Genomic DNA, 18,131 nt, shown 5'->3' on the forward strand with positions numbered 1-18,131 from the left:
AGATTTCCGCTCAATTGAGGCGCTTACGTGGCGGGCTGTGGATATGTCGGTGGCGTTGTCGGGACGCTTTCACGGCCTATTACGCGGCGGCAAAGCTGTCGCAATTTGCGACCGGGTCGCGCGCGCGCCGGCGACCGAGCCAGCCAAGCCCCACGAAAAGCCCCAGCCCAGCCAGCATCATCCAGACCGAGGCGGGCAGCGGCACCGTCGCGGGCGTCTCGACCATCATCGCGATCTCGTCCAGCGAGGCGTTCATATAGTAGTAATTCGTCTCGACATCGAACTGGATTCCCAGCGTCGAGCCCACCCCGGCCTGCAGGTAGCTGGTCAGGTCGTAGCTCAGCGCCGTCGCACCCTGTGTCGTCGCATCGCCCGGCTGCGTCGCGAAAATCTGCGAGATCACCGCCCCCGCGTTGTCGATCAGGCTCACGCGGAACTGCTGGTTCGGGTCATCGTAGCCCAAGAGGTAATGGTTCACGATCTGATAGGTGAAGTTGAAGCTGGCGCTGATCACCTGATCGGGCACCGCGAAGAATTGCGTCAACGTCGATACACCGTAGCCGGTCTGCTCGTTCATCACGTCGTAATTGCCCGAAATCGGATCGACGCGCCGCGTCGGCCCGCGCGGGTTGAACCGCCCGTTATTGATCTGGAAGTCATCGGCGAAGGCGGTGCTCGATGTGCTCCAGCCCGAGAGGTTACCGGTCTCGAAATCACCGTTCGTGATCAGGTCCACGGTCACCGCCTGCGCGGCGGAACTGTACAGAACGCTCGCCACAAAGAGGGCAAGGGCGCGTTTCACGAAACGGGCAATGGTAATCCGGAACATCGTTACACTCGATCTCAATGGTGCCGATCCGTCCTTGCGAATGCGGCTTCTTTAACTTTCTTTAACCATTGAAATCGGAACCTACTTGGGCCGGTCCGGGGCAATTTCGCGATGCACCGCCACGATGTCTCCATAATCGAAGCGCCGCCCCTGAGGGCGGCGCAATGGGTGGCAGCGATCTGAAGGGGCGCTTACTGTGCCCAGTCCCACGGCACGGTAAACTCGCCCAGCTTATGGGCCAGCGCGTCCTGATCGCAGTCGCCAGTGGTCGCGACATGCGCCACCAGACCGCGTTTCTTGTCCTCTGTGACCGAGATCACATGCGCGTTGATGCCGGCGTTTTCCAGCTCGCCATTGAGCACCCGCATGATCGCCTTCTTGCGTAGGTCGGGCTTGAAGATCTTGCCCACCGCCGTCTTCGGCAACTCGTCCATCACCTCCAGGTATTTGGGGATCGCGGCGCGCTCGTGGATATTCGCTTTCGCGTGTTCCATCAGCTCCTCGTTGGTGACTTCGGCATCCGCCACCAACTCGACATAGGCGCAGGGCAGCTCGCCCGCGAAACTGTCCGGCTGGCCGATCGCGCCCGCGAAAGCGACGGCCGGGTGGCTCAGCAGCGCGTCCTCGATCTCTGCCGGGTCGAGATTGTGCCCGCCCCGGATGATCAGATCCTTCGCGCGGCCCGTGATCCAGAGATAGCCATCCTCGTCGATGCGGCCCAGATCGCCAGTACGCAGGAAACGCTCCTCGGCGAACAGATCGTGGTTCTTGTCCGGCTCGGTATAGGTCGAGCCCTCGAAGACGCCCGGATTGGCGACGCAGATCTCGCCGACCTCGTCACGTCCGCATTCGTCGAACGTGCCGTTGCGCTTCTTGAGGATGCGCACATGGGTATAGGGCATCGGAATCCCGACGGAGCCCACCTTCTTCATCCCGTCCACCGGATTGACCGACACCAGGCAAGTCGCTTCGGTGAGGCCGTAGCCTTCCGCGATCTCGACCCCGGTCGCCGCCTTGAAGCGGTTGTAAAGCTCGATCGGCAGCGGCGCAGAGCCCGAGAGCGCGGTCCGCAGCGAGGAGATATCGGCATCGACCTTGCGCTGCACCATCGCCGAGACCGCAGTGGGCACGGTGATGAGGAAGGTCACCTGCCAGCGCTCGATCAGCTTCCAGAAATTGTCGAACACCCCCTCCCCGCGATAGCCCGCAGGGGTCGGGAAAATGACATGCGCGCCCGAGGCGATGGCCGACATCAGGATCGGATAGGCCGCGAAGACATGGAACAGCGGCAGCGGGCACATCATCACGTCGTCCTGCTTGAACAGGAGCCGACCACCGAGCCAGCCATTGTAGATCATGCCGGAATATTTGTGCTGCGCGACCTTGGGCATGCCGGTGGTGCCGCCAGTGTGGAAATAGGCCGCGACGCGATCCTCGTTGGGGTTGTCAAACATCAGCCTGTCACCGGGCATCTTCGCGGCTTCGCCGTTGAAGCTCATCACCTTCGCGTTGTGCTTCACCTCGGTCTTGGGACGCACGAAGGGCACGATCCAGCTTTTCGGCGGCGAGAGGTAGCGGTTGAGATCGACTTCGAGCACAGCCTCGACATTCGGCGCAAGCCGCACGGCTTCAGCCGCCTTCTGCGCCACGTCCGTCTTCGGGAACGCCTTCAGGGTGACGAGAACCTTCGCCTTGGTTTCGCGCAGGATCGCGCCGATCTGCTCGGGCTCGAGAAGCGGGTTGATCGGGTTCACGATCCCGGCCGTGGCCCCCGCAAGCAGCACCGTCGCGGTCTCCAGCGAATTCGGAAGCAGATAGGCCACCGTGTCGGTCGGCCCGACGCCCAGATGGCGCAGCAGGTTCGCGGCCTGCGTGACCTTGCCGTGCAGTTGCGACCATGTCAGCGTCTCCGCCTTGTCGGTCGGGCCGGACATGATCTGGAATGACAGGGCCGGACGATCGCCATGGGCCTTGGCGGTCTCGCTGAGAAAACCGTAAAGCGTTTCGGGGCGGTTGCGCGCCTCCCAGGGTTTCTCGGCCTCGACCGCATCACGGTCGGCAACTGTCGCGAATTTCTGCATTATTCTCCTCCCGGGGCCGCCGCGATCCTCCACTGACGGGCCACGCGCAGGATGCGGCAAAAGCGCCCGCCACGGCAAGAGTTACGCCGCCGCCAAAACGTCACGTCACGCAAAATCTGACGTGGGGAAACAAGCGTCCGGGTTCAAGGTGGAAAGGCGCGAACGCCTCTCACGCTCCTTCGGTGAATTGCAGCTTCGCCAGTTCCGCATAAAGACCACCCTCGGCCACGAGACTGTCATGCGTGCCTTGCGCGACGATCTTGCCTTCCTCGAAGACGACGATACGGTCGGCCTTTTTCACGGTGGCCAGACGGTGCGCCACGATCACCGTGGTGCGCGTCTTGGCCAGTTGATCGACCGCCGCCTGCACTTCGCGTTCCGAGGCTGCATCGAGCGCCGAGGTCGCCTCGTCCAGAAGCAGGATCGGTGCGTCGCGCAGGATCGCGCGAGCAATCGCGATACGCTGCTTCTGCCCGCCCGAAAGCATCACGCCGCGCTCGCCGACATAGGTGTCGAACCCGTCGGGTAGAGCCTCGAGGAAGTCATAGGCATGGGCCGCGCGCGCAGCCTCCTCGACCTCGCGGTCGGTCGCATCGGGACGCCCAAAGCGAATATTGTCGCGCGCCGAAGCCGCGAAGACGACCGGATCCTGCGGCACAAGCGCGATCGCCTGACGGAAATCATGCCGCGCCATGTCGCGCAGGTCGTAGCCGTCGATCATGACTTTGCCGGTTTCGGGATCCCAGAACCGCTGGATCAACTGCACGACGGTCGTCTTGCCCGCGCCCGAGGGCCCGACCAGCGCGACCGTCTCGCCCGGCGCGATGTCGAGATCGACATGGTCGAGCGCGGAGGCCTGCGGCCGCGACGGGTAGTGGAAGCTCACATCCTCAAACCGGATCGCGCCGGTCGCCGGCATCGGCAGCGGCACCGGATGCTCGGGGTCTTTCACCGAGTCCTCGCTTTGCAGCAGCTCCACCAGACGCTCGGTCGCGCCGGCCGCCCGCTGCAATTCGGACCAGATTTCCGACAGCGCTCCGACGGAACCCGCGACCATCACCGCGTAGATCACGAATTGCACCAGTTCGCCCACGCTCATCTCGCCCGCGCGCACGTCGCGCGCGCCGATCCAGAGCACGCCCACGACGCCGGCGAAGACAAGGAAAATCACGATCACGGTCATCACCGCCCGCGTGCCGATCCGTTTCTTGGCGGAGAGGTAGGCTTTCTCGGTGACGTCGGAGAATTTCTCGCGAGTGATCGCCTCATGGGTGAAGGCCTGCACGGTCTGCGCCGCCAAAAGCGACTCCGAGGCCGAGCCCGAGGAATTCGCGATCCAGTCCTGGTTCTCGCGGCCCAGCACCCGCAGGCGACGGCCCAGAACCACGATCGGAACCACGACCACCGGAACGACCAGCAGCACCAGCCCGGTCAGCTTGGCCGAGGTGAAGAGCAGCATGATCAACCCGCCGATCAGGATCAGCACGTTGCGCAGCGCGACCGAGACGGACGAGCCGATCACCGAGAGGATCAGCGTGGTGTCGGTGGTGATGCGCGAGATGATTTCGCCGGTCAGGATGCGCTCGAAGAAGGCGGGGCTCATCGAGATCACCCGGTCGAACACCGCCTTGCGGATATCGGCCACGACCCGTTCGCCGAAGCGCGTCACGAGGTAGTAGCGCAGCCCCGTCCCGATCGCGAGCAGACCCGCGATGACCAGCGCGGCGAAGAAATACTGATCCAGCAGCGCCGCGCCCTTCTGGAATCCGTCCACCACGCGGCGCACCGCGAGCGGCAGGATCAGCGAGATCGTGGCGGTGGCGATCAGCGCCAAGAGCGCCCCGAAGGCCAGCCCCTTGTAAGGTGCGATGAAGGGGCCGAGCCCCTTGAGCGCGCCGATCTTCTTCGTCTTGGGCCGGTCATCGGCCGGTCCCGTCGGTCTGCGAGCCATGAATTCCCCCTTGCTTGACGACGGGTTTAGGCGGCGGGGGCATTGCGGGCAAGCCTCGATTGGCAAAGCCTGCGGCACGCGCATGCCCGGACGGCCTCACGATAGCTCACATTTTCGCAGGAAGGCTACGGGCGGCCGGACTCGAACCGGCACGGGCAATGCCCAAGGGATTTTAAGTCCCGTGTGTCTACCATTCCACCACGCCCGCAGCGCGCTCTGGCTAGCGCGGGCGCGGCGGCTTGGCAAGGCCGCTGGGCGCTCAACGCCCCTCGAATTTCGGCGCGCGCTTCTCGAGGAACGCCGTCACACCTTCGCGGAAATCGTGACTCTGACCGAGGCTGCCCTGCAGCTCCGCTTCCAGTTCCAGCTGGGTCGACAGATCATTGCTGTAACCTTCGCGCAGCGAGCGCTTCACCGCGCGATAGGCCGCCGTCGGACCATTGGCCAGATGCGCCGCCCGGCTGCGCCAGTGGTGGTCGAAATCGACCTCGGCGATGGCCTCCCAGATCATGCCCCAATCGGCCGCCTGCCGCGCCGTGATCTTGTCGGCAAACAGAGCCATGCCCATTGCGCGGGCAAAGCCCACCTGACGCGGCAGCCAATAGGTGCCGCCCGCATCCGGCATCAGCCCGATCCGCGTGAAGGCCTGAATGAAGCTCGCCGCTTCCGAGGCGATCACCACATCCGCGGCCAGCGCAATATTCGCGCCCGCCCCTGCCGCAGGCCCGTTCACCGCGGAGACCACGGGCAGCGGGCTCTCGTAGATCGCTTTGAGCATCGGCTCGTACTCGTCGCGCAGCACCCGCTCCAGATCGAGCCCGGCCGCCGAGACGCCATCGCCCAGATCCTGCCCCGAGCAGAAGGCACGGCCCGCGCCGGTCAGCACGATCACCCGTGCCTCATCCTCGGCGCGTTTCACCGCCTCGAGGATTTCCGCGCGCATCTGCGCGTTAAGCGCGTTCATCACATCGGGCCGGTTGAGCGTGATCACCGCGACCTGCTCTTCGACCTCGTAACGGATAACCTTGAACACCATCTGGAAAACGCGCCTCCCTCTTTGTCGCGCGCCCACGATAACGCGGGTCACGCGAAGGGAAAGCGGAACGGGGCGTCACACGCGCAACGCCCACACCGATTTATTCAGAAGATCTCGAACAGGCCCGCAGCCCCCTGCCCGCCGCCGATGCACATCGACACGACGCCGTAGCGCGCACCGCGGCGCTTGCCTTCCAGCAGGATATGGCCCGCCATGCGCGCGCCCGACATGCCATAGGGATGGCCGATCGAGATCGCGCCGCCATTGACGTTGAGCTTATCGTCGGGAATGCCCAGCCGGTCGCGGCAATAGAGAAGCTGCGAAGCGAAGGCCTCGTTGATCTCCCACAGGTCGATATCGTCGATGGAGAGCCCCGCACGCTCCAGCAGGCGCGGAATCGCGAAGACCGGACCGATGCCCATCTCGTCAGGCGCACAGCCCGCAACCGCCATGCCCCGGAACGCGCCCAGCGGCTCCAGCCCACGCCGCGCGGCTTCTTCGGCGGACATCACCACGCAGGCGGACGCGCCGTCGGAGAGCTGGCTCGCATTGCCTGCGGTCACGCATTTGTCGGGGCCCAGCACCGGCTTGAGCCCTTGAAGCCCCTCCAGCGTGGTCTGCGGCCGGTTGCATTCGTCGCGTTCCAGCCGCACCGACTGCTCCGAGACGTCGCCCGTGGCCTTGTCCTTCACCAGCTTCACCGCCTCGACCGGCACGATCTCGGCATCGAAGCGACCGGCCTCCTGCGCGGCGGCGGTGCGCGTCTGGCTTTGCAGCGCATAGGCATCTTGCGCCCCGCGGGTTACGCCATAGCGTTCGGCCACGACCTCCGCCGTCTCGATCATCGACATGTAATAGGCGTCGGACACACCGGGGCTGCGGTAGCGATAGCCGTTCCAATGCTCGTTCTGCACCAGCGAGATCGAGTCGAGCCCGCCCGCAAGCGCCACGTCCATCTCGCCCGTCATCACGCCATGAGCCGCCGCCGCGATCGCGTTGAGGCCCGAGGCGCATTGCCGGTCCAGCGTGACGCCCGCCACGGAGTCGGGCAGGCCCGACGCCTGCGCGATATGGCGCGCCACGTTGACGCCGGTGGAGCCCTGCGTGAGGGCCGAGCCGAAGATCGCATCGGCGATCTCGCCGCCCTCAAGGCCTGCACGGGAGACGGCTGCGCGTACGGCATGAGCGGCCAGAGCCGGGCCTTCGAGATTGTTGAACGCGCCGCGATAGGCCTTGCCGATGGGCGTGCGGGCGGTGGAGACGATGACAGCGTCGCGCATGGGTATCCTCAGATGGTTTCGAGCCCGCACCAGTCCGCGATGAACAGGGCGGTGCTCTGGGTGATGCGACGGATGCTTTCCAGCTCGACGCGCTCGTTGAAGCCGTGGATCGCCTCGGCGCGCGGCCCGTAGACCAGCGCGGGCGTGTCGGCATAGAGCCCGAAGAAACGGGCATCGGTGGTCGCGGTGATCGCCACGCGGTCGAGATCACTCTCGTTGACGCTGCGATGCGCCCCTTCGAGAGCACCAATCGCGGCCTTCGCCGTGGCGGAGTGGTCGTCGGAAAGCGCATAGCCCTCGGCCATGAAGCCGTGCCAGACGATCTCGGGCAGCGAGTTCTTCAGGAAAGCGTTATTGCGCGCGGCGTCCATGATGGTCTCGGTGATCTCGGCGCGTGCGGCGGCGATGTCCTGACCCGGATAGATCGCGATGCGCATGTCGAAGATACACCAGGCCGGAACGGAGGACGCCCAATCGCCGCCCTGGATCTTGCCGATATTGAGGTTGATCGGATGATGGACGTGGGCGAAATCCCCGTGCCGACAACCCGGCGCGTTCCAGCGCTCCTCCAGCCCGTGCAGCGCCTCGATCAGCGGGATTGCGGCCTCGATCGCATTGGCGCCGGTGCCAGCATAGGCCACATGCGTGGGCAGCCCCTTCAGGTGCACCTGCGCCCAGACCACGCCGAGCTGCGCGTCGACCAGCTTTTCCTCGAACGGTTCGGGGATCAGCGCGGCGTCGGCGCGGTAACCGCGCTCAAGGCAGGCCAGCGCGCCGTTGCCGGTGCACTCCTCTTCCACGACGGATTGGAAGAACACATCCGCCCCGGGAGCGAAACCCGCCTTGCGCAGCGCATCGAGCGCGAAGAGGTTCGACACCAACCCCGCCTTCATGTCCCCCGCGCCGCGCCCATAGAGCCAGCCATCGGCGACATGCGGCTCGAACGGCGGCGCGTCCCACATGTCCAGAGGCCCCGCAGGCACCACGTCGATATGGCCGTTGAGGATCAGCGAGCGCCCCTTCCGCGATTGGCTGCGATGGGTGCCCACCACATTCACCGCGTCCTCGTAATCGCCCATCACCGGCGAGAAACCCGGCATGTCGCGGATTTTCTCGACGTCGATCTGCCAGCGATCCACCTCGTAGCCGCGCTCGTCGAGGGCGGCGGCCATGAAGTCCTGCGCGCTCTGCTCCTGCCCACGGGTGGACGGGTGCGCGGTCAGCTCGGAGAGAAACGCGGTCTCGTCATCGAATGCGGCGTCGACCGCCGAGAGGATGCGGGTTTTAAGCTCGGTATCCATGTCATGCCTCAGAATCTGGGAATGTCGCCTTGCGGCAGCGCAAGGGGCGCGCCGGTCGCCTCGCGGATCTCCGCCTCGGAAATGCCCGCGGCCAGTTCGACCAGCGCGAAGCCTTGATCGGTCACGTCCACCACCGCCATGTCGGTATAGATCCGCGCCACGCGCCCCTTTGCGGTCAGCGGCAGCGAGCAGGTCTCGAGCAGCTTCGGATTGCCCTTGCGGTCGCAATGCGTGGTCATCACGACGACACGGCGCGCTTTCTGCGCCAGCTCGATCGCGCCGCCCGCGCCGGGGGAGAACTTGCCCGGGATCTTCCAGTTCGCCAGATCGCCGTTCTGCGCGACCTCGAAGGCGCCCAGTAGCGTCAGGTCGAGCCGTCCCGAGCGCACCAGCGCGAAGCTCACCGCGCTGTCGAAAAAGGCCGAGCCGGGGATCGTCGAGACATAGGCCCCGCCCGCGTCGATCAGGTTCCGGTCGGCGCGTTCCGGCGACAGCGTCGGCCCGATCCCAGTCAGCCCGTTTTCCGAATGCAGGCAGACGGGGAAGTCGGAAGGCAGGTGGTTGACCACCTTGGTGGGCAAGCCGATGCCAAGGTTCACGACCATGCCGGGCGCGATTTCGCGCGCGGCGCGGGCCACCATGCGAGCTCTAGCGTCTGACAATGCCATACTCCTCGGAAATCGCGTCGAGTTTCACGACGTGGTCGACGAAGGCGCCCGGGCTTTCGACCGCGTCCGGATCGAGCCCGCCCAGCGGTAGCAGCTCTTCGGTCTCCGCGATCACGCGGCTCGCGGCCATCGCCATGAGCGGGTTGAAATTGCGCGCGGTCGCGGCATAGGCGAGATTGCCGAAGCAATCGGCGCGCGCGGCATGGACCAGCGCCACGTCGCCGCGTAGAGCGGACTCGACCAGCATCGGACGACCGTTCATCTCGACGATCTGCTTGCCCTGCGCCAATTCCGTATCGATGCCGATATCGGTGAGGATGGCACCGAGTCCGGCGCCTCCGGCCCGGATACGTTCGGCGAGGATGCCTTGCGCGCAGAACTCGACCTCCATCCGGCCCTCGTTCATCGCCGCGATGGCGTTGGCGTTAAGGCCGAGATGGGTGACGATCAGCTTGCGCACCTGTGCACCCGCGATCAGGTGGTCGATGCCCATGCCCGCCTCGTTGGCATCGTTCTTGACCAGAACAAGGTCGCGCTGCCCCTGACGCGCCAACTCGCGCAGGAGCGCGAAGGGGGTACCGGGCACACCGAAGCCGCCCACCAGCACCGTGGCGCCGTCGGGGATCTGCGCCACCACCTCTTCCATCGCGATGGATTTGTCGGGCAGCTTCATGCGCTGACCTCCTCGACCACCGTCAGGTCGTGATTGGCGGCAAAGGCGTCGAGCGCGTCGGTGAGGATCGCGATGATCTCGTCGATCTGCGCCTCGGTCACGATCAGCGGCGGGCATACGAGGAAATGGTCGCCCTCATAGCCGCTTCGCGTGCGACGCGAATAGATGATGAGGCCGCGCTCATAGGCCAGCTCGACGAGCTCGACATGCGCGTTCCACTCTTTCGGCAGAACCTTCATCGTCTCGCGGTCCGAGACCAGTTCGAACGCCAGCAGCAGGCCCTTGCCGCGCACGTCGCCGATGAAGGGGTAGCGATCCATGAGCGCGGTCAGCCGCGCCTTGAGAACATCGCCCATCCGCGCGGCGTTGCCGATCAGATCCTGCTCTTCCATCTCGTCAAGCACCGCGAGACCCGCCGCGCAGGCCAGAGGGTTGCCCGCATAGGTGAAGCCGTGCAGGAAGCCGCCCGCGTCGAGGAGCGTCTCCACAATGTCGTGACGCGCGACCACGGCACCCAGAGGCGCGTAGCCCGCGCCGAAGCCTTTCGACATCGCGACGATATCGGGGATGATCCCCCAATGCTCGGCGGCGAGGAACTTGCCGGTGCGGCCTGCCCCGGTCATCACCTCGTCATAGATCAGCAGGATGCCGTATTCTTCGCAGATCTCGGCCACGCGGGTATAGTAGCTGTCAGGCGCCACCAGCGCACCGGTCGAAGCCCCGCCCACTGGCTCCATCAAAAAGGCGAGTACCGTCTCGGGGCCCTCGGCCTCGATCTTCTCGCGCAGCATCTCGGCATATTTGATGCCGCGCTCTTCCTCGGTAAGGTTGTCGCGATCGAGATAGCAGGTCGGCGCCGGAACCTTAGGCATCTCCGTGAACATCGGCGCGAACTTCCCGGTGAAGATCGGGCTGCCCGTGACGCCGAGCGAGCCCATCGTCGCGCCGTGGTAGGATGGCAGCCGCGAGATCACCTTGTAGCGGCTCTCCTCGCCCTGCGTGACCGCGTATTGCCGTGCGAGCTTGATCGCGGTCTCGACCGCCTCGGAACCGCCGGAGACGAAGAACACCTTGTCGAGCCCTTCCGGCATCCGCGCGGCGACGCGTGCGGCGAGATCCTCGGACGGGTGCGTGCGGAAATGCAGCCGGTAGCCGAAGGTCGAACGGTCCATCTGCGCCTTCATCTTCTCCAGCACGCGCGGGTTGGAATGGCCGATATTCGAGACCATCGCCCCCGAAGAGCCGTCGATATAGCGTTTCCCGTTCTCGTCGTAGTGGTAGATTCCCTCGGAGCGTTCGAGGAAAGGCCGCGGCTGGCGCGACTGATAGAACAGGTGAGACTTTTCAGTCGTCATTTTGCACCTTCGAGATGTTTGCGCAGGAAATTCCGGGTCCGTTCCTGGGTCGGGTTCTTGAAGACCTGCTCGGGCGGGCCCTCCTCGACCACGACGCCCTTGTCCATGAACAGCACGCGGTCGCAGACGGAGGCGGCGAAATCCATCTCGTGGGTGACGATGATCATGGTCATGTGCTCTTGGGCGAGCTTCTTCATGACCAGGTTCACCTCTTCCACCAGCTCGGGATCGAGCGCCGAGGTGGCTTCGTCGAACAGCATCAGCTTCGGCCGCATCGCCAGCGCGCGGGCGATCGCCACACGCTGCTTCTGACCGCCCGAAAGCTGCGCAGGGTAATAGTCGATCCGCTCCAGCATGCCGACGTGATCGAGCTGCTCCTCGGCGAGCTTGTCGGCCTCCTTGTCGGAGATCTTCTTGAGCAGCTTCGGCGCCATCGTGACGTTGTCCCGAACGCTCAGATGCGGGAACAGGTTGAAGTGCTGGAACACCATGCCGATGTCCTGGCGCATCTTGTTTATGTGCTTCTCGTACTGGTTATGCGGCAGGGACTTGTTCACCTGCACCCCGTCGAGCCAGACCTCGCCGCCGGTCAGCGGATCGAGATCGTTGATGGCGCGCAGCAGCGTGGATTTGCCCGAGCCCGAAGGGCCGATGATCGCGACGATCTGGCCGCGCTCCACGTTGAGCGAGATATCCTTGAGCACTTCCAGCGAGCCGTAGGATTTCTGGGCGTGGCGGATCTCGACGAAGGATTGCGTCTCGGTCATGTCGATATCTCCCGGATCAGCGATAGAGGCGGTTGCGGTTCTCGAACCAGCGGATCACCGCCTCCATGCCGAGATTGATGATGTAGTAGAGAACGGCCGCAGCCGCGTAGAACTCAAAGGCGCGGTAGGTCTGGCCGATGGCGCGCTGCGCCGAGAGCGTCAGTTCCGACACCCCGATCACCGAGACCAGCGCCGAGTCTTTCAGAAGCGCGATCATGTTGTTGCCGATCGGCGGCAGCACGTCGCGCACCGCCTGCGGCACCACCACCTTGACGAGCGCTTGCCTGCGCGACAGGCCCAGCGTGCGTGCGGCCTCCATCTGGCCCTTGTCCACCGCGACCATCGCAGTCTGGATCAGTTCGGAATTATAGACCGCGAAGTGGAAGCCGAGGCCGATCACGCCCGCCACGAAGGCCGGAAGGTCGATGCCGATCTGCACCAGCCCGAAATAGATCAGGAAGAGTTGCAGCAGCAGCGGCGTGCCCATGAAAAGCCAGGCGATGAAGCGCACCGGCAGGCGGATGATGGCAGGTGCATAGAGCGCGATCACCGCGAGCAGGATGCCCCCGAAGAAACTCAGCAGCGCCGAGGCGGCGGTGATGGCGATGGTCCACAGGACACCCAGCAAGAGCGTGCCGTAGAAAGGCGGGATGACGGAGAAATCGAGACCCATGGCTCACTCCTTCTCGTGCGGGCGGGAAAGGGGGGCGGATGCGTGGATCATTGGATGCGCACCCTGCGGTCGAGGAAGGCGATGCCCTTGCCCACCGCCGTGATGATGACGAGGTAGAGTATCCCCGCGAGGAAGAACATCTCGAACGGCTTGTAAGTCGAACCGATGTAGCGCTGCGCGGTGTAGGTCAGCTCCACCACCGAGATCGCGGAGACCAGCGCGGTGCCCTTGATCTGAGCGTTGATGTTGACGCCGAGCGGACGGATCATCAGGCGCAGCGCCTGCGGCAGCGTCACCTTGCGGAAGGCCTGCGCCTTCGACAGGCCCAGCGTGCGCGCGGCCTCGGTCTGCCCGCGGTCCACCGCGACGATGGCGCCCCGCATCGTCTCGGTCATGTAGGCCCCGATATTGACGCCCAGCCCGATCACACCGGCCTGAAACGCATCGAGCTGGATGCCGACCTGCGGGCCGCCGAAATACAGCAGGAACAGCTGAATCAGCGCGGGCGTGCCGCGAAAGAAGCTGACATAGGCGCCGCCTATGAAGCGCAAGAGGAAGAAGCGCGACAGCCGGAACGCTGCGCCAATTGCGCCGCAAATGAGCCCCAGCACGATGGTCAGGACCGACAGTTCGACCGTGATCACGGCGGCTTTCAGGAAGTACGGATAGACCTTGAGGATTAGTTCGATATCCACGGCATTCCCCTCAATGATGATCGCGGCGTGGCAGGATCGGCAGCGCGCGTATCTCGCGCACGAGCGCTGTCGTCTCCTCGATCGCCGCTTCCAGGAACGCCTTGCCGGTCTCGGCATCGGCGACGGTCGGATCGCCCATGGTTCCATCGGGCGAGACCGAGGACCACCAGCGCATCAGCATCGCCTTGCCGCCACCGGCCGCCAGATCGAGATTGAAGAACTTGGTGTCGGGATCGTGCAGGTTCTGGCTTTCGGCCTTGTCGAGATCGACCAGATCGGGGTGCAGATGCTTGTACATCGCAGCTTCGAATTCCCCGGCATGGGCGATGCCGCCCACTTCGGATTTGCGCAGGCCCTGAATACGGTCGCTGCACAGGTTCCAATACGATGCCGAGACGCAGATGATGCCGGTGCGGATGACCGTCTTGCGCGCCGCGAGATCGAGGATCGGGTGGTTCGACCCGTGCGAGTTCAGCAGCAGGATCCGGCGGAAGCCGTGATGCGCGAGAGACTCGGTCACATCGCAGACGAAGTTGATCAGCGTCTCCGGCTGGATCCAGATGACACCCGGAAAGTCCTTGTGGTGCTCGTTGAAGCCATAGGGGATCGCGGGCATCACGAATACTTCGTCGGGCGCGGCTTCGGCAACGCCATTGGCCACCGCCATCCCCAGAACCGTGTCCGTATCGAGCGGCATATGCGGCCCGTGATCTTCCGTCGCAGAGACATTCAGGATCACCACACGATCCTTGTCCGCGTCGCGGACCTGCTCCCAGGTCAGCTTTCCATATTCGGCGGTCATCCGTTCCGTGTCCTTTCGGGAATCCATCGAAGATTGCGGGAGGCAGGGCAGCCGTCAGAAGACGGGCTGCCCACCATTCCTTGGGACGCGCCGATCAGCGGATGTCAGCGCCGATCCACTTCATCGCGATCTTCTCGTAGGTGCCGTCTTCCATCATGGAATCGAGCGCCTTCTGCATCGCGTCTTTCAACTCGGGATTGCCCTTGCGGATCGCGATGCCAGCACCGATCGCGTCGGTCTTCAGATCGTCGAGGATGCGGTATTTGTAGTCGTTCTTCTTCATCGCGAGGATCGCCGCGATCGAGTCGTTGATGATCGCGTCGACACGACCGTTCTGAAGCTCGAGGATCAGCTCGGGCAGACCCTTGTAGGTCTTCACGTTATAGCCTTGCTGACGCGCCCACTCTTCGTGCGTTTCACCAAGGGTCACACCGACAGTCACGTCCTTCAGATCGGCAACCGACTTGATCGGGCTGTCGGGCAGGACGAAGATCGCGCGCTTCGTCGTGTAATACGGACCGACGAAATCGACGACCTTCTCGCGCTCGGGGGTGATCGACATCGAGCCGACGATGGCGTCGTACTTGTTGGCCAGCAGACCGCCGATGATCCCGTCCCACGCGGTCGTCACGATCTCGGTCTTCAGGCCCATGCGCTTGGCGATCTCCTCACCGATGGCCGGATCGAAGCCCACGACCTCGTTCGAATCGCTGATGAAGTTGAAGGGCGGGTAGGCGCCCGACATGGCGATCCGGATCACGCCCTTTTCCTTGAGGCTTTCGAGCTCGTCAGCCGCGGCGAGGCTGGGCAGCGAAATGCCGGTGGCGGCGAGCGTGCTGGCCCCGAGGAGGGTCTTGAGAACGGTTCTGCGGTTGGTCATGGATCTCTCCTGTTGGTCATGACTGCGGGCGGCCTTGTTTCCGGCGCGTCCCGCCACGGCGAGCGCCCCATCCGGAGCCTCGTTGACGGGAACGCTTGCATGGCGACCGCCATTGCGCAAATAAATAATTGAAATCTTCATTATAGATCTGGGCTATGGTCAAACCCTACGAACAACGTTTCCCCTGGCATCTCGACTGGAACCTATTGCGGACTTTCATGGTCGTGGTGGAGCAGCGGGGCATCTCGCGTGCGGCCTATCTGCTGGGTCTGAAGCAGCCCACGATCTCGGCCGCGCTCAAGCGGCTGGAGGAACGCACCGGCCATGAGCTGATCATCCGAAAACCGAATGAATTCAAGGTCACTAGGGCGGGAAACCTGCTCTATCAGGAATGCGCGCAGATCTTCGGCGCCGTGTCGCAGATCCCCTCCCTGCTGGAGACCGGCGCAGAGGAGCTGCGGGGCCATATCGCGATCACCACGACGTCACATGTCATCTCCGATCACTACGACGCGGTGTTGCATGATTTCGCCACCGAACATCCCAAGGTGACCTTCTCGATGACCGTGGCCGAGAGCGAGGAAGTGGTGAATCGGGTGCAACAGAATCGGGCGAGCCTCGGGATTTGCCTGCTTCACAAGACCCCCGAGAACCTGCGCGCACAGGTGCTCTACCGCGAATATTTCGGCCTGTTCTGCGGCAAGCGGCACCCGCTTTTCGAGCGCGAGAACATCTCGCTCGCGGAGATCGAGGGCGAGACCTCGGTGTCGTTCCAGACCGAGACCGAGGACGGCCCGCTTCACCCCGTCTCACTGCTCCGCGCGCGGGCCAAGCTCGCGCCGAGCTGGCGCGGGGTGTCGTCGAACCTTCACGAGCTGCGTCGAATGATCGTGGCAGGTGTCGGGATCGGTGCGCTGCCGCTGCATGTCGCGCATCGCGATGTCGAGGCCGGGCGGCTGCGCCAGTTGCCGCCCTATGACGGGTTGCCGATGGTGAATATCTACCTGCTCACCAACCCGCAGCGGAAGCAGTCGAGCGCGGAAACCGCATTCCTCGCGGCCTGTGATGCGATGATGGCCGAGAGCGATCTGGAAGAGCGCACCTATTATTGAGCGCGCGTCTCAGAAGGTGGGCGGTGTCGCGGCCGAGACCACCACGCAGCGCGCCTTGGCCACGTTGCGGAAACGGTGCGGCAGGCGGCTGTCGAACAGGTAGGCATCGCCCGCGCGCAGAAGCTCTGTTGTCTCGCCCACCGTCAGCAGCAACTCACCTTCGATGACAAACCCGCCCTCCTCGCCCTCGTGAGCATAGGCCTCCGCCCCGGTATCGGCGCCGGGCTCATAGGTCTCGTAAAGCAGCAGAAGGTTGGTCTGCCCCGACTTGCCCGCGCGTTTCAGCGAAAGCGCATCGAGCGCCGCGCCGCCCGAGCGGTAGATCCGGCCGGGGTTGATCTCGGTCAGCTCGGAGTGCCGGAAGACGAACTTGCCTGGCTCGGACGGCGTGTCGCTGTCGAAGAACTCCGCCAGCGTCATCTCGAGGATTTCGAGGATCTTGCGCAGCGAGGTGATCGAGGGAGAGGTCTTGTTGCGCTCGATCAGCGAGACAAGCCCGTTGGTCACGCCCGACCGCTGCGCCAGCTCGCGCTGCGACAATCCCTTGTCCTCGCGGATCGCCCGAAGCCGTCCGCCCACGTCGAATTCGCTCACCGCAAGCCTCCTGTCCTTTGCCTGTTCTAGAGTGCGGGCGGGCGGATTTCCAGCGCGCGCGCCGTCGCCCTACGTTTAACAAACTAAACATTGCACAGCCATTCGTTAAACACTAGCGTCACATCATTCCGTGATTCTCCAGCACCTCAGGAGTACCCATGTCCAGCAATGCCGACCTCGAAACCCGCCGCGCCGCCGCCCTTGCCCGGGGCGTGGGTGTGCAGACCCAGAACTTCGCCGTCTCCGCCGAGAACGCCACCGTCACCGATGCCGATGGCCGCGAACTAATCGATTTCGCCGCCGGGATCGCGGTGGTGAACACTGGCCACCGCCACCCGAAAGTCATCGAGGCGGTGAAAGCCCAGCTCGATGCCTTCACCCATACCTGCCATCAGGTGATGCCCTACGAACCCTATGTGCGCCTTGCCGAACGCCTCAACGAGAAGGTGCCGGGGGATTTCGACAAGAAGTCGATCTTCGTCACCACCGGGGCCGAGTCGGTCGAGAACGCGATCAAGATCGCCCGCTCCTATACCGGCCGTAACGCGATCATCGCTTTCGGCGGTGGCTTCCACGGCCGGACCTTCATGACGATGACGCTCACCGGCAAGGTCGCGCCTTACAAGGCGGGCTTCGGTGCGATGATGCCCGACGTGTTCCACGTCCCCTTCCCGAACGCGCTGCATGGCGTGTCGACCGATGACAGCTTCGCTGCGATGGAGAGCCTGTTCAAAACCGATCTCGATCCCACGCGCCTCGCTGCGGTGATCTTTGAGCCGGTGCAGGGCGAAGGCGGCTTCAACCCGGCCCCGCATGATTTCGTCAAACGGCTGCGCACCTTCTGCGACGAGCATGGCATCGTAATGATCGCCGACGAGGTGCAGACCGGCTTCGCGCGCACCGGCACGATGTTCGCGATGGACGCCTATGGCGTGGCCGCGGACATCACGACCATGGCGAAGGGTCTGGGCGGCGGCCTTCCGATCGCGGCGGTGACCGGTCGCGCCGAAATCATGGACGCGGCGAACCCGGGCGGGCTGGGCGGCACCTATGGTGGCAACCCGCTGGGCGTCGCAGCCGGGAACGCGGTGCTCGACGTGATCGAGGAGGAAGACCTCTGCGCCCGCGCCAATGAGCTTGGCTCGCGCCTCAAGCAACGACTGGAGGCGATCCGCGCCAACATGCCGGAGATCGCCGAGATCCGTGGCCCCGGCTTCATGGTCGCGGTCGAGCTGATGACGGACGGCAAGCCCGACGCCGCGCTGACCCAGCGCATCCGTGTCGAAGCGCTCAACCGGGGCCTGCTGCTGCTGACCTGCGGCGTCTATGGCAACGTGATCCGCTTCCTCGCGCCGATCACCATCCCCGACGAGCAGATGGCCAAGGCGCTCGACATCCTCGAAGAGGCGATGACCGCCGCGAAGGAGGGCTGAC

17 protein-coding genes and 1 tRNA gene are annotated in these 18,131 nt (G+C 64.4%); 2 read left to right on the forward strand and 16 right to left on the reverse strand.

From position 1 onward, the window contains the following. Positions 1 to 79: 79 nt before the first annotated feature. From B6V76_RS10155 to B6V76_RS10225, 15 genes are all read right to left on the reverse strand, one after another. On the reverse strand, positions 80 to 829 hold the full coding sequence (locus B6V76_RS10155) for a VPLPA-CTERM sorting domain-containing protein (RefSeq protein ID WP_075774022.1): 750 nt from the start codon (positions 827 to 829) through the stop codon (positions 80 to 82). 191 nt (positions 830 to 1,020) lie between these two features. Beyond that, positions 1,021 to 2,910 carry an acyl-CoA synthetase gene (locus B6V76_RS10160; RefSeq protein ID WP_088727353.1) on the reverse strand — a complete coding sequence of 630 codons (1,890 nt, stop codon included), beginning with the start codon at positions 2,908 to 2,910 and terminating at the stop codon, positions 1,021 to 1,023. 169 nt (positions 2,911 to 3,079) lie between these two features. Further along, the gene (locus tag B6V76_RS10165; RefSeq protein WP_075774020.1) at positions 3,080 to 4,861 is read right to left on the reverse strand and encodes an ABC transporter transmembrane domain-containing protein; all 1,782 of its coding nucleotides are present in this window, start codon (positions 4,859 to 4,861) and stop codon (positions 3,080 to 3,082) included. Between the two features lie 126 nt (positions 4,862 to 4,987). Then, positions 4,988 to 5,069, reverse strand: a tRNA-Leu gene (locus B6V76_RS10170). A gap of 51 nt (positions 5,070 to 5,120) precedes the next feature. Beyond that, the gene (locus B6V76_RS10175; protein WP_088727354.1) at positions 5,121 to 5,897 is read right to left on the reverse strand and encodes an enoyl-CoA hydratase-related protein; all 777 of its coding nucleotides are present in this window, start codon (positions 5,895 to 5,897) and stop codon (positions 5,121 to 5,123) included. A gap of 104 nt (positions 5,898 to 6,001) precedes the next feature. Beyond that, positions 6,002 to 7,177: an acetyl-CoA C-acyltransferase gene (locus B6V76_RS10180; protein WP_088727355.1), complete on the reverse strand. Its 1,176-nt coding sequence runs from the start codon at positions 7,175 to 7,177 to the stop codon at positions 6,002 to 6,004. Between the two features lie 8 nt (positions 7,178 to 7,185). Next, positions 7,186 to 8,478: an ArgE/DapE family deacylase gene (locus B6V76_RS10185; protein ID WP_088727356.1), complete on the reverse strand. Its 1,293-nt coding sequence runs from the start codon at positions 8,476 to 8,478 to the stop codon at positions 7,186 to 7,188. An 8-nt stretch (positions 8,479 to 8,486) separates the two neighbouring features. After that, the gene (locus B6V76_RS10190) at positions 8,487 to 9,140 is read right to left on the reverse strand and encodes a 3-oxoacid CoA-transferase subunit B (RefSeq protein WP_240497681.1); all 654 of its coding nucleotides are present in this window, start codon (positions 9,138 to 9,140) and stop codon (positions 8,487 to 8,489) included. Beyond that, positions 9,127 to 9,819, reverse strand: a complete 693-nt coding sequence (locus B6V76_RS10195; protein ID WP_088727358.1) for a CoA transferase subunit A — start codon at positions 9,817 to 9,819, stop codon at positions 9,127 to 9,129. The genes B6V76_RS10190 and B6V76_RS10195 overlap by 14 nt, the downstream gene beginning before the upstream one ends. Beyond that, positions 9,816 to 11,174, reverse strand: a complete 1,359-nt coding sequence (locus B6V76_RS10200) for an aspartate aminotransferase family protein (protein WP_088727359.1) — start codon at positions 11,172 to 11,174, stop codon at positions 9,816 to 9,818. The genes B6V76_RS10195 and B6V76_RS10200 overlap by 4 nt, the downstream gene beginning before the upstream one ends. Beyond that, the gene (locus tag B6V76_RS10205) at positions 11,171 to 11,941 is read right to left on the reverse strand and encodes an amino acid ABC transporter ATP-binding protein (protein WP_088722324.1); all 771 of its coding nucleotides are present in this window, start codon (positions 11,939 to 11,941) and stop codon (positions 11,171 to 11,173) included. Before B6V76_RS10205 ends, B6V76_RS10200 begins: the two co-directional genes overlap by 4 nt. A 16-nt stretch (positions 11,942 to 11,957) precedes the next feature. Then, entirely contained in the window at positions 11,958 to 12,614 is a 657-nt protein-coding gene (locus tag B6V76_RS10210; protein WP_075774012.1) for an amino acid ABC transporter permease, read from the reverse strand. A 47-nt stretch (positions 12,615 to 12,661) separates the two neighbouring features. Next, positions 12,662 to 13,309: an amino acid ABC transporter permease gene (locus B6V76_RS10215; protein ID WP_075774011.1), complete on the reverse strand. Its 648-nt coding sequence runs from the start codon at positions 13,307 to 13,309 to the stop codon at positions 12,662 to 12,664. Positions 13,310 to 13,319: 10 nt separating this feature from the next. Then, a complete protein-coding gene (locus B6V76_RS10220; protein ID WP_075774010.1) occupies positions 13,320 to 14,111 on the reverse strand; it encodes a creatininase family protein in 792 nt (263 codons plus the stop codon). A gap of 94 nt (positions 14,112 to 14,205) precedes the next feature. Beyond that, entirely contained in the window at positions 14,206 to 14,991 is a 786-nt protein-coding gene (locus tag B6V76_RS10225) for an ABC transporter substrate-binding protein (RefSeq protein ID WP_088727360.1), read from the reverse strand. A 155-nt stretch (positions 14,992 to 15,146) separates the two neighbouring features. Between B6V76_RS10225 and B6V76_RS10230 the strand changes: the two genes are divergently transcribed. Continuing rightward, on the forward strand, positions 15,147 to 16,103 hold the full coding sequence (locus tag B6V76_RS10230; protein ID WP_075774008.1) for a LysR family transcriptional regulator: 957 nt from the start codon (positions 15,147 to 15,149) through the stop codon (positions 16,101 to 16,103). 9 nt (positions 16,104 to 16,112) lie between these two features. Here B6V76_RS10230 and B6V76_RS10235 read toward each other — a convergent pair whose 3' ends face one another. Continuing rightward, positions 16,113 to 16,697, reverse strand: a complete 585-nt coding sequence (locus B6V76_RS10235) for a cupin domain-containing protein (RefSeq protein ID WP_075774007.1) — start codon at positions 16,695 to 16,697, stop codon at positions 16,113 to 16,115. A 158-nt stretch (positions 16,698 to 16,855) separates the two neighbouring features. Here B6V76_RS10235 and B6V76_RS10240 point away from each other — a divergent pair, with 158 nt between their 5' ends. Beyond that, positions 16,856 to 18,130 (forward strand): 4-aminobutyrate--2-oxoglutarate transaminase, encoded by a 1,275-nt coding sequence (locus tag B6V76_RS10240; RefSeq protein ID WP_075774006.1) that lies wholly within the window; start codon positions 16,856 to 16,858, stop codon positions 18,128 to 18,130. Position 18,131: the final 1 nt, after the last annotated feature.

This window comes from Thioclava sp. IC9, from assembly GCF_002213225.1.
Lineage (GTDB): Bacteria > Pseudomonadota > Alphaproteobacteria > Rhodobacterales > Rhodobacteraceae > Thioclava > Thioclava nitratireducens.

What these genes read in the sequence shown, in the direction of transcription:
- B6V76_RS10230 (WP_075774008.1), top strand. Translation starts at nt 15,147, where the DNA reads ATGGTCAAACCCTACGAACAACGTTTCCCCTGGCATCTCGACTGGAAC.
- B6V76_RS10160 (WP_088727353.1), bottom strand. Translation starts at nt 2,910, where the DNA reads ATGCAGAAATTCGCGACAGTTGCCGACCGTGATGCGGTCGAGGCCGAG.
- B6V76_RS10225 (WP_088727360.1), bottom strand. Translation starts at nt 14,991, where the DNA reads ATGACCAACCGCAGAACCGTTCTCAAGACCCTCCTCGGGGCCAGCACG.
- B6V76_RS10180 (WP_088727355.1), bottom strand. Translation starts at nt 7,177, where the DNA reads ATGCGCGACGCTGTCATCGTCTCCACCGCCCGCACGCCCATCGGCAAG.
- B6V76_RS10240 (WP_075774006.1), top strand. Translation starts at nt 16,856, where the DNA reads ATGTCCAGCAATGCCGACCTCGAAACCCGCCGCGCCGCCGCCCTTGCC.
- B6V76_RS10185 (WP_088727356.1), bottom strand. Translation starts at nt 8,478, where the DNA reads ATGGATACCGAGCTTAAAACCCGCATCCTCTCGGCGGTCGACGCCGCA.
- B6V76_RS10210 (WP_075774012.1), bottom strand. Translation starts at nt 12,614, where the DNA reads ATGGGTCTCGATTTCTCCGTCATCCCGCCTTTCTACGGCACGCTCTTG.
- B6V76_RS10155 (WP_075774022.1), bottom strand. Translation starts at nt 829, where the DNA reads ATGTTCCGGATTACCATTGCCCGTTTCGTGAAACGCGCCCTTGCCCTC.
- B6V76_RS10200 (WP_088727359.1), bottom strand. Translation starts at nt 11,174, where the DNA reads ATGACGACTGAAAAGTCTCACCTGTTCTATCAGTCGCGCCAGCCGCGG.
- B6V76_RS10195 (WP_088727358.1), bottom strand. Translation starts at nt 9,819, where the DNA reads ATGAAGCTGCCCGACAAATCCATCGCGATGGAAGAGGTGGTGGCGCAG.
- B6V76_RS10205 (WP_088722324.1), bottom strand. Translation starts at nt 11,941, where the DNA reads ATGACCGAGACGCAATCCTTCGTCGAGATCCGCCACGCCCAGAAATCC.
- B6V76_RS10220 (WP_075774010.1), bottom strand. Translation starts at nt 14,111, where the DNA reads ATGACCGCCGAATATGGAAAGCTGACCTGGGAGCAGGTCCGCGACGCG.
- B6V76_RS10175 (WP_088727354.1), bottom strand. Translation starts at nt 5,897, where the DNA reads ATGGTGTTCAAGGTTATCCGTTACGAGGTCGAAGAGCAGGTCGCGGTG.
- B6V76_RS10165 (WP_075774020.1), bottom strand. Translation starts at nt 4,861, where the DNA reads ATGGCTCGCAGACCGACGGGACCGGCCGATGACCGGCCCAAGACGAAG.